At 38.3% G+C, this 10,042-nt stretch carries 10 protein-coding genes; 4 read left to right on the forward strand and 6 right to left on the reverse strand.

Going from position 1 to position 10,042, the window contains the following annotated elements:
• The first annotated feature begins 1 nt into the window (after position 1).
• Positions 2-982 (forward strand): TniB family NTP-binding protein, encoded by a 981-nt coding sequence (locus AB4160_RS03935; protein ID WP_102520076.1) that lies wholly within the window; start codon positions 2-4, stop codon positions 980-982.
• A 409-nt stretch (positions 983-1,391) separates the two neighbouring features.
• On the opposite strand, the gene cas6f is transcribed toward AB4160_RS03935, so the two are convergent.
• The 6 genes from cas6f to AB4160_RS03965 form a co-directional block, all read right to left on the reverse strand.
• Positions 1,392-1,991, reverse strand: coding sequence for a type I-F CRISPR-associated endoribonuclease Cas6/Csy4 (gene cas6f, locus AB4160_RS03940; RefSeq protein ID WP_102520074.1), 600 nt, complete (start codon positions 1,989-1,991; stop codon positions 1,392-1,394).
• 2 nt (positions 1,992-1,993) lie between these two features.
• Positions 1,994-3,031 (reverse strand): type I-F CRISPR-associated protein Csy3, encoded by a 1,038-nt coding sequence (gene csy3 / locus AB4160_RS03945; protein ID WP_102520073.1) that lies wholly within the window; start codon positions 3,029-3,031, stop codon positions 1,994-1,996.
• The gene (locus AB4160_RS03950) at positions 2,982-4,937 is read right to left on the reverse strand and encodes a type I-F CRISPR-associated protein Csy2 (protein WP_102520072.1); all 1,956 of its coding nucleotides are present in this window, start codon (positions 4,935-4,937) and stop codon (positions 2,982-2,984) included. Before AB4160_RS03950 ends, csy3 begins: the two co-directional genes overlap by 50 nt.
• Positions 4,937-6,112: a TniQ family protein gene (locus AB4160_RS03955; protein WP_102520071.1), complete on the reverse strand. Its 1,176-nt coding sequence runs from the start codon at positions 6,110-6,112 to the stop codon at positions 4,937-4,939. The genes AB4160_RS03950 and AB4160_RS03955 overlap by 1 nt, the downstream gene beginning before the upstream one ends.
• Positions 6,113-6,200: 88 nt before the next feature.
• The gene (locus AB4160_RS03960) at positions 6,201-7,589 is read right to left on the reverse strand and encodes a DEAD/DEAH box helicase (RefSeq protein WP_102520070.1); all 1,389 of its coding nucleotides are present in this window, start codon (positions 7,587-7,589) and stop codon (positions 6,201-6,203) included.
• Between the two features lie 7 nt (positions 7,590-7,596).
• On the reverse strand, positions 7,597-8,124 hold the full coding sequence (locus AB4160_RS03965; protein ID WP_102520069.1) for a hypothetical protein: 528 nt from the start codon (positions 8,122-8,124) through the stop codon (positions 7,597-7,599).
• A 100-nt stretch (positions 8,125-8,224) separates the two neighbouring features.
• On the opposite strand from AB4160_RS03965, the gene AB4160_RS03970 reads away from it, so the two are divergent.
• From AB4160_RS03970 to AB4160_RS03980, 3 genes are all read left to right on the forward strand, one after another.
• Positions 8,225-8,455: a helix-turn-helix domain-containing protein gene (locus AB4160_RS03970; RefSeq protein WP_102520068.1), complete on the forward strand. Its 231-nt coding sequence runs from the start codon at positions 8,225-8,227 to the stop codon at positions 8,453-8,455.
• 464 nt (positions 8,456-8,919) lie between these two features.
• Entirely contained in the window at positions 8,920-9,375 is a 456-nt protein-coding gene (locus AB4160_RS03975; protein ID WP_102520067.1) for a 5' nucleotidase, NT5C type, read from the forward strand.
• Positions 9,376-9,529: 154 nt separating this feature from the next.
• Entirely contained in the window at positions 9,530-9,805 is a 276-nt protein-coding gene (locus AB4160_RS03980; RefSeq protein WP_102520066.1) for a transcriptional regulator, read from the forward strand.
• Positions 9,806-10,042 lie beyond the last annotated feature (237 nt).

Raw genomic sequence — 10,042 nt, forward strand, 5'->3', positions numbered from 1 at the left:
TATGGATAATAATGATTATATTCGTGCTCAAAAAGCGAGAAAAGCTTTCATTTCTACGCCTAATGTTACACAAATTTTAAAGCATGTAGAGCGTTGTCGAGAGTACTCTGATCGCGAATCTGAACCATCATGTATGATGGTCTATGGTGCATCCGGAGTTGGGAAAACATCAATTATAAAAAAGTATTTGAAAAATAATCCAGGTGATTCTACACATACTGGCGACGTACTTCCTGTGTGGTATATAGAGCTTCCAGAGAACGCGAAACCTGTTGATGCTGCCAGAGAAATGCTGCTCGCAATCAATGATCCTTTAGCTTTATATGAAACAGATATCGCAATATTGACCCATAGAATAGTACAGCTGGTTAAAGACTTAAAAGTTGAGCTCATAATCATCGACGAATTCCAACATTTGGTGGAAAAAACATCTAACAAGATATTAGCTCGGGTTGGTGATTGGTTGAAGATGCTCATCAATAAATCTAAATGTCCTATTATTTTGTTTGGAATGCCATATTCTAAAGTGGTTTTAGATGCAAATAGTCAACTCAATGGGAGATTCTCAATTCAGTTTCATCTGAGACCTTTTAGTTATCTAAATGAAAAGGCTATTTTTGAAGGTTTTCTTAAGAGGCTTGATGAAGCGTTACCATTTAATAAACGCTCAGGCTTGGACACTGCATTAATGCAGAAAAAGCTTTATGCGTTTTCTCAAGGGAATATGCGTTCATTGAGAAATCTGATTTATCATGCTTCAGTTCATGCTATTGAGAATAATGAAGATTGCCTCACAGAAGGTGATTTTCTTTATGCTTCAGAGCTATCTTCAGGTGATAAGCCATCGACTTGGAAAAACCCATTTAAAACATCAGTAACGAAAGAGATGCTAGCTGACCCCTCTAACATTATTGGTTGGGAAGATTATTTTAGGAATAACCGAAATAGAAAAGTCAAAGTCCATTCTGACTTAACTATCTAATATTTAATCGATTCAGGCTGAGTAGAACTCTAAATACTCTAAGGTTTAATGCTTTTCTTCCTTGTTAGCTCCTATCGGCCTATTCGGCCGTATTCCAACCTAGCACACCAGCGACGTTGGGGCCCATATTATTAGCGGCCTATGCGGCCGAGCACATTCCTTCATATGACACACTGCAGTTATCCATATTATTAGCGGCCTATGCGGCCGAGCACGCTGAGGTGCGTATGGTTGAGCATTGTTTTGAATTATTAGCGGCCTATGCGGCCGAGCACTATAACGGGCATTGCTTAAGCACTTGATTTTTAGCTTAGTTTGTTGAAATTGGTTTCACAACCCTTTTTTATAAATACTTGTCTTTTCAATTAAATTTCAATGGGTTATGTGGTGGTAAAAAATAAAGGATATGTTAAACAAAAGGAACGCTTTGATACGAATTATCAAAATTTGCAAGGCCATAGCTACTGAATACTCCAGAACCTTCTATTTTGTCTCGTTGATACATCTGAATATTGATTCGGAATTCATTGTCATTACTTTGGCTGTACTCTTGAATTACATGGTAGTGATCAATCGAAAGACTTGTGTTTGAATCGTATTTCTTCGGATCAAAATATTCACCTCGGGCCAGAGCCCTTCTTTCAATCCTTCTCAATCTTTTAGCAATTACGGAAGGTGTATATTTATCAACATAACAAGATCGTTTGAACATGGCGTAGTTACAGTTGTTAGGCACAGCTTGGAGCTCAGAAATACTGAAATATTCCAGTTCTAGCATCTGCAAAAAATAGGGCTGAGTAAGCAGTTCCGTAAGAATTTCTTTTGCTGTACTAACAAACGATATTTTTCTACCAATGGTTTGTTCTTCCCAACAAGGGAAAGATACACCAATTTTTCTAGTATTATGCCGATAATTAAATCCATGCAAAATTTTGAGGCAGCGTGCAACTAATAATTCATTATTTCTTTTTTCAGGCAAAAAAGTAACGGTTTTAAAATACCATTGCATAATTAACTTCCTTTTTGCTGGAAAAGGCCACCTTTAATCAAGTTTGCGACAACAAAATGCAAGTCTTTGATGGTTTCATTTGTCATTATTTCTTCACTATTTAGCGTGTCTACAAATTCATCCGAGCGCTTGAGTAAGGAGAATAAATCTTTACCTGTTTCTGGCGCGCGGTAACACATCGTATTGTGCTTATCGACACCATAATGACCAACTCTGATCATTTTTTCTGCATTGGGATACCAATCATCGATCATTGCGATAGCTGCGCCAGTTTTGAAACAACCAAAAATTGGCGAAGTCTGATCATTAATTTCTGTAGATTGATAAACTCGATTTTTTTCGCGCTTTGCTGACTCTTTAAAGGCTTGGCTAGGACGAATAGTTGCGCAGGTTGGAAATTGCATGGTGGCTTTGACTTCTAAAACACAAAGCTCATTCGATGTTGTTAGTGTATTGGTAATCAATTGTACTAATTCACTCCAGTGTTTTTCGTCTCTAAAAATGTTGGAGTCAGGATATTTTTTTCTAATATTTTCAAAAACAAGCGGGCCATGATCCCAAGGCCAAGGTGTAATCTCGATGTCTGTTGAATAGGCTCTAGAAGAGTTTTCCCATAACCAACTACCATTGCAAATATTGATTAAGTAACGGGTAATGAGTTCTTTTAAACCGATCTTTTTAGTGTACAAAGAGAGTAATTTAGAGAGTTGTTGCTTTACTTGGTCATCAGAGCATTTATAGGGTTCAAGTAGTTTTGGAATAAAAGAAACAGAAAATAAGCATTCCAACGCTTTTGCTCCAAAAGGTATGTTGCAGAAATCTATTTCATGTATGTTGCCTTCGGCAAGCTGAGCAGTATTTATTGTGGTATCAATATCTCCATTGTCTCTATAAGCTGAAGCACTCCCTTCTTTCAAGCCATTAATCTTTCGGCTATGTATTTTTAATGGTGTTTTACTACCGTCAGGCCATACTACTAAAAATATGACATCAGATGGATCTATAGATGCTTGATACGCTAGGTGTTTTGGCAGTTTCATGTAGACTCCTTGTTAATAACCTTGGGCCAGATTGCTCATATTTGTATAGCCAAAAAATATCATCTAAATTCGATTTTTCACTAACCGACACAACTCTTATTAGAGCTAAAATGTTTTCGGCAAATGCATGGTTATAGCCCTTTAAAGCGAGTTGCTTTTCTTTGGGTACTTCAAGTAGGTGATAGCCGATAGTATTTAAGAATAGCCTTCGATCTTTTTTTAATTCTTCTATTATGTCGTTAATATTTTCTAGCTTCTTCTTTTCGTGGAGTGAAAGCCATTTACCTCCTGTTTGTTCAATAGCTTTAATGGCAGATGTTGCAGACGAGTATGATTGTAGGGTTTGTATTTTATCAATCGGGATCTTAATCGAGCCTCTGGCCAGAGTTTTGGGCATAATTTTGAAAAGCGCTGTACTAGATATATTTAATGCAGACTGACACTGGATCAAAACACTCACCTCGATATCACATTGCCATTCATCCTGCGTTGCTGGGGGGGAAATTTGTTTATTACTTTTGAGAATTGATTCTTTAGTGAGTCCACGCTTATTCAAACTAATTGAGTGGATACAGATTGCAAAACTATCGACGCTATATTCGGAGTTAATTTCTAATAGTTTGCGTTCAAGAGCATGAATAAACCCAAAAAACGCCATTAATGAGGGCAGTCCCAAGCTATAAGGAGTGTTCAATGCTGATGCCGCCCTTATTCTTAGGCATGGTAATAGTAAAAATTTACCGTGTGACGAATTGTTCAATGCTAAGGGGGTTAGTGAGCGGTCAATTTTGAATTGATTAAAAATGTTAGTAAATAGTTTCGTCAACTTGTAGTCATATGAAAGTCGAGCAGTGAATGGAGAAGACGCCAGTTCAAAATTAAGCTCTTCGGCTAACTGAGTCGCAGATTTTTGATTTGAATCTACTTGGTTTATCCACAAGGATAATGCTGATTTAATATCATCAGTAACCAAATTAATCCTTTGTTTTAAATCGTTTTTAGTTAGTACCCACTGCCCACTTTCTGCATATAGACTAAGAGATTTAAATACTGACTTAGTTAACCAATAGGGTATCTCTTTCAGGTAATGATGGCGACTCCCTTCAATATTAGGGATGCTTTTAATCGTTTTAAATGCTCCTGCGCACGTCATCGCTAAACACCCCATATTGGTAGCTCTTTTAAACCAAGTTCTAGCTGTTAGCTGGTATTCATTTTCAAGAGCTTGGTAAACATGGCTTTGTAGTGATTGGGATGGTACTGGAGATAACGTTACATATGAATTAGCGTCGTCAGGAAAGATGACATGCTTTAGATAGTTATATTGCAATTCTGCTTCAATTGTTTGGTTTGGAATTTTAGACAAGCTATTTGCTATCTGCTTTTGTCTTTTCTTTGTACATCCCAATTTCATTAATATTAGCCAAATAGGGTGTTTAACGTCCTTAAGTATGAGTGTCAAGCAGGTTTGTTGGTTATTCCAAATAAATTCACTAGTTAAGAATACTGCCTGGTTCACACAGTTTGAATTTTTAGAATAGCTCCAATCAATTGGGGGGAGATTGCTAGAAGAGAGAGTGAAAGGTGGTAACTCACCGATTGGGGTCGCTCTGATTAATCCTGTAGCGCGAATATCAGGGTATTTTACATTGTGGCTTTGGCGATTTGATGCTGTTTCAAGACAATCAGCCCACCATTTATCATCTCTTAATTTGGCTGCGCATGTATTAGGATTGAGCAAATCTTTTTGTAAATTAACGTTGTCCGTTAAGTTGATCAGAATGGTTAATGCAGTTTGAGGGTCTGCCGAGATATCCACAGCAGGTGATAGAGGACGAAAAGCATTTCTCAGTATTTTGGTAAGGTCATCGATATCACTTTGAAGAATTTCTTTTAGTGTAGCCATTACCACCTCGAAATATAGTGTGATCTATTAAACTCGGGAGTTTGAAACTCAGATAGCCAGAGACAATAAATATCGCCAAGAGTAAAAATGTAACTGGTTGAATTTAATGGGGTGTTATTGTTTGTTCGGCAGTTTGGTGTGAGCAGTTTTTGCTTAATCATTGATGCTATTTGTTCAATTGAGCAATTTAGCAGTAAGCATGTCTCTAGAGCATTAATTCTTAGTTCAGCCAATAACCCAGAATTTTCCCACAGATGGTTTTCAAGATAACTAAAAAGCTGTTTTAAAATGACGTTAGACTGTAAATCCCTGCTTGGTAGATGAATAGAGCCGAAAAACAAAGAACCAAGCAAGTCTTTTACTCTCAGTTGGCTTCTTTCAACAACAGCGTATTGAAGATTAAATTGAATACGTTCCTCGATGATTTCGTCAAAAGATTTAGGCCAACATTGCCAAAATACCAAAAAGCTTTTGGTTTCATCTTTTTCTATATTTTGCCACCAGTGCAGCAACCCCCAACGGTGACTTGCAGGGACACTCGGTAGAGGTGTTATGTCCTCCCCAGCTAACCAGATAGCAATCGCGACTTTGTCTTTATCATGTTCAGCCTCATCCCAGGCCACTGGTTTACCACAGTCACTACAAATGCCTGATAGGCCATCTTTTCGATAGTCATAAACTGTTCCGCACAGGCATTCATACATAAGTTTGATTTTGTGTTTATGACAGTAGTCGTAACCTGACAAATGCCATAAGTAATTTGCGTGCCCATGCTCTGCCAAGCAAAGCGGGCAACAAGGTATTTGCTTTGTTCGTAAAAAATACCTGGGGAAAACTTCAGAACCTCTTATTAAGGCTGAGAAATCTGGAGAAAATTTCATTAATGAACGATTTATCGCTAAGCCTAAAAGCTCTGATGGTTCGTTAAAAGTTAGTTGACTTAATTTCAAAAGGCTATGTGTACGGGCAGTAGAATGATATTTTGAGGAACAAGGGTTGATTAAGGTGATATCAGTGGGAAAGGTGCTAAACTTGCAGTGGTCGATTTCTTGTAAAAACTTTTTAGTAGCCAACAAAAATCGGTGAATGTCACTATATCCATTTTTATTGGCTACACGAATAAAATAGCTCTCAAGGGTTTCATCGTTAAATGGTTGAGGTCTTTGCAGAAACATTAATGAGCTAAATCCTTTTGATGTATCGAGGCGAATTCTTATTGTTACTTTTCAGCATAGTAGCTCCTCGGGTTTATTGCATTTTTTTCTAAATTAAGCCTAAATCAATTGTTTCACTCTTAAAACGGCCAACAATATTTATCATCTTTTCATAAGTTTCAGTCAGTGTGCTGATGCTAGAACCTTGCGTTTCGGCTTGAGACAAATAAAATGCTTCATCGTCTAATTTTAGTGAAACTGTCGACATAGAAGTAAGTACTGCTTTTCTTGGGGTCGTGTTGCTGATCTCGGCAGTCATCTTCTCAAGTTTTATTACATCTGCTTCATCAGGAATATCCAGAGCCACCCGATAAGCATACTCAACAAGCTTCGGTTCTGCTGGCATATATAAATATGCTTTTTGATTAGTGATGTCAGTACGGCGTAAAATTCGCCCTAAGATCTGCCGATAGTGCATTTCAGTTTTAATGTTAGTTAAGTGGCAGCACACCTGTAGGCGCGGGATATTCGTCCCTTCAGAGATCATGCCCACCGATATCACCCACTTAGAAGTGCAATTTCTAAATTGATGAATTAAAGACGTCGGTGCATCTTCGCGGTAGGTAATAACCATAGCCGTTTCACCAAAGTAACAGTGCATAATCTCAAGGATCTGATTTGCATGCTCTACTGAACTGGCAATGATTAAACCTCCTGCATCAGGATTGACTTTGCGCAGAGCTTCTAATCGGCAATTTGCTTGGTCAACTATGTGACGTATTACCTTTTCATTATGAACCACATCTAGATATGGAAAAAAAGATTGCGACAGCAGTTCCTTAAAGCTGGAGAACGACTTTCCTTCATATTGCTCCGTCACAGAAATATTGTCATTGTCTATTGCAATAATCTGAGGCACCCGACAAACTCCATCTCTAATCGCCTCAGCAAGCCCATACACATAATCACAATGAATCTTGTGATTATGGCTGCAATATTGAGAAAGCACGATAGGGGCCGTATCAGAGCGCCATGGAGTGCCTGTCAACGCCAGCGTATGCTTTGCCCTGTTCTGAATATTAAAAATGACTTGCTCCCCCCAAGCATTGGCATTCTCAATACAAGAACCAGCACAGTGATGTATCTCATCGAAAATGACAAAAACACGAAATGAATCAAATAGCTGCCAAAAGTTGTAATCAAGAAACTTCATACTTTGATAAGTCATTGATCGTCCTCTAGCACCTAGCAACCCGTCAAATCGCTCACCTATAACAATTTCAAGTGTTTCGCAAAAGTCTAAACACACAGTCGCAGATGGCGAAAAACATAAAATTACATCAACTAAATCTCTTTCAAGCATTCGTTTGGCTAGCGTCGATGCCATAATCGTTTTGCCTGCGCCAGGCGTTGCCAAGGTCAAAAAATGCGGTGCACCCTGGCCGTATTTCTTTAGTGCTAGTTCAATACAGGTAGCTTGCCATTTTCTTAATTTCATTATTGCCCTATACCAATTTCGATAGTACCGACTCAATTGCCTTGATACTGCCCAATAACTTGCTGTTTGCTTCTCTCACTTTGTTATATTTAGGCTGGAGTTCCTTACGTAAGTATGGGAATTGCTCACAAAGCAGCTTATACTCGTCCACCTCTCCAAGCCCTGCAAGCAAGTCGGTTTTGTAGTTATTTAGTCGCATAAATAGTTCATCAATTAACTTGGTATCATGGTTATCGTCTTCATTCTTGTCTGCCTTTTTAAAATCGTCAGCGTTAGTAAGCGCCTCGATTTCTATGGGAACAAACAAATCTGTTTTGACAAACCTCGTGATTTCTTTTTTCTTTGACACTGACTTTCTAAGCCAACCATGGTTAACTAATTTGATCAATTCGCCATATACATAACGACGAGCTTCATTGGGGTTTATTGTTTTATCAGCACTAAGCGCCAGATATGCAGATCTCACTTCAAGGGTTAGAAAGTGGTCAAAGTTAGGTGCAGAAATAATTTGGGCAACAACAGGATTCAATCGCATAGTAAGCTTGGGTAAGGATTATAAACCGTGGGATTATAGTCCGTGATATTATAATCCGCAATGTGAAATAGTTCGGCTTTTTGGATATAAGGCTTTACCAATGAGCGAACTACTTGAAAAATTCAGTGAAAAACTCAGAACTATGAGAAAAATGAAAAAAATTTCTCAAGATAAATTAGCAAATTTGACCGATATTGACAGAAGCTATGTTGGACGAATTGATCGAGGAGAAGTAAACATCACTCTTGATAAACTCTATGCGATTGCTAAAGCGTTAGAATGCCAGCCAGCAGATTTACTGCCTGAAATTGATTATTCGCAAGAAGAGTAGAACATTTTAGGGTATCTGATTGTAGCGTGCATAAAGTAGGTTTTAATGCTAATCAGGGATTTGAGCCTTTTTATATCAGACGCTGACCCGATTAACACATCTAGGAATTACGTGCCTGTGTGTTTATATTAAAGTTTGATAATTCTTAATAGGGTTTGATCATTTATAATATAGTTTGATATTTTTTGGCGATTTTAGTGAAGAAGCAGGTTTAAGGACTAACTACTGCCCCAAAGTTTGTTAGAAAGGGATTGAATCAAATTTTAAGACTCAAAAGTCTGATTTACTTTTCCTCAAGTCGAAAGCACCATCCCAGCTCAAGCAAATAATGCAAAATAAGCAGCCAGTTTTGTGCAATTCATCAAGGCTAGCGTTCGAACTACGCGCTCACTGGACAAGGTGTTGTCGTAGCAGAAAAAGGCTAAGACCCCGTATTCATGTTACTTAGAAGGAGAAAGGCTAAGATGAAAATTGTTTATATCGATATGGACGATACGCTTTGTGATTACAAATCCGCATTTGAGCAGGCTAGGCGCTTGCGACCAGATATTGAATACCCACAAAGCCAGCCATCTTTCTTCATTAACTTGTCACCACTACCTAATGCCATCGATGCGATGCAGTGCTTTTTGGCCGATGAGCGATACGACCCATATATACTGACTGCGCCGTCAGTCAAGAATCCACTTTGTTACACAGAGAAGCGATTGTGGGTAGAGGAGCATTTGGGTTTTGCTTATGCCGAACGGTTAATTATCTCGCCAATTAAAGGCCTGCTTGTTGGTGACTATTTGATTGATGATTACGTTGAAGGAAAAGGGCAAGAGAGCTTTCAAGGTGAGCTAATTCACTTCTCAGGAGAGCGATTTAAGGATTGGAATGCCGTGATGCGGTATTTTGCACTTTCGGAGGCTAGATAGGCGCTGGCTGACATATTTATGTCCAGGTACTCTTTAGTGTAACCACCCTAAGCAATTATTTGCCCCAAAGTATGTCAAGATAACTTAGACTCAATTTTAGTCATACTACAAAATGGCTACTGTAACTGTGACGATTCAAAGAGAAGAATTGATAATGAAGAATACTAAACTCAATATATTGCTCTCAAAATGTGACGCAACGGCTCCAATAACTGATAACTTAGCTGCATGGCTTGATTCTACTTCTGTTGGAAATGAGATTATTACTTATTGCGAAGAGGCGCCTCTGAGTTCTGAGGATGAGTATCGTACAGCTTTAAAGAAAATTGAAGGACTGTTTGATGCAATACCTAATACAGCTGAAGGTGCTGAGCTTGAAAAATGGATTTCATTAGTTGAATCATATGAAAATGAACACTTCCCAATGTAACTCACAGTTGCCCCAAAACGTGTTTGAAATGGATATCTCTCGAGGTTTAGTCATTTGTATTTACCCTCAATAATCTAATATCACCTTCAATAGAGTGGCCAAACTCGCTATACCACTACACTTTTTCTAATCGATTATGACCGCCTTACTTGTCGTCCAAATGACTGGTTGCCTATACCGGTATAACTGATTTTCTTCAAATTGAGATAATTCTGGTGCCAAAGGATGCGTAAAATG

It is taken from the genome of Shewanella sp. 10N.286.51.B8 (assembly GCF_041469325.1).
In the GTDB taxonomy this organism is placed as follows: domain Bacteria; phylum Pseudomonadota; class Gammaproteobacteria; order Enterobacterales; family Shewanellaceae; genus Shewanella.

Bases quoted from the DNA above. Each gene is read 5' to 3' on its own strand.
- AB4160_RS03935 (WP_102520076.1), top strand. From the start codon at position 2: ATGGATAATAATGATTATATTCGTGCTCAAAAAGCGAGAAAAGCTTTC.
- cas6f (WP_102520074.1), bottom strand. From the start codon at position 1,991: ATGCAATGGTATTTTAAAACCGTTACTTTTTTGCCTGAAAAAAGAAAT.
- csy3 (WP_102520073.1), bottom strand. From the start codon at position 3,031: ATGAAACTGCCAAAACACCTAGCGTATCAAGCATCTATAGATCCATCT.
- AB4160_RS03950 (WP_102520072.1), bottom strand. From the start codon at position 4,937: ATGGCTACACTAAAAGAAATTCTTCAAAGTGATATCGATGACCTTACC.
- AB4160_RS03955 (WP_102520071.1), bottom strand. From the start codon at position 6,112: ATGTTTCTGCAAAGACCTCAACCATTTAACGATGAAACCCTTGAGAGC.
- AB4160_RS03960 (WP_102520070.1), bottom strand. From the start codon at position 7,589: ATGAAATTAAGAAAATGGCAAGCTACCTGTATTGAACTAGCACTAAAG.
- AB4160_RS03965 (WP_102520069.1), bottom strand. From the start codon at position 8,124: ATGCGATTGAATCCTGTTGTTGCCCAAATTATTTCTGCACCTAACTTT.
- AB4160_RS03970 (WP_102520068.1), top strand. From the start codon at position 8,225: ATGAGCGAACTACTTGAAAAATTCAGTGAAAAACTCAGAACTATGAGA.
- AB4160_RS03975 (WP_102520067.1), top strand. From the start codon at position 8,920: ATGAAAATTGTTTATATCGATATGGACGATACGCTTTGTGATTACAAA.
- AB4160_RS03980 (WP_102520066.1), top strand. From the start codon at position 9,530: ATGAAGAATACTAAACTCAATATATTGCTCTCAAAATGTGACGCAACG.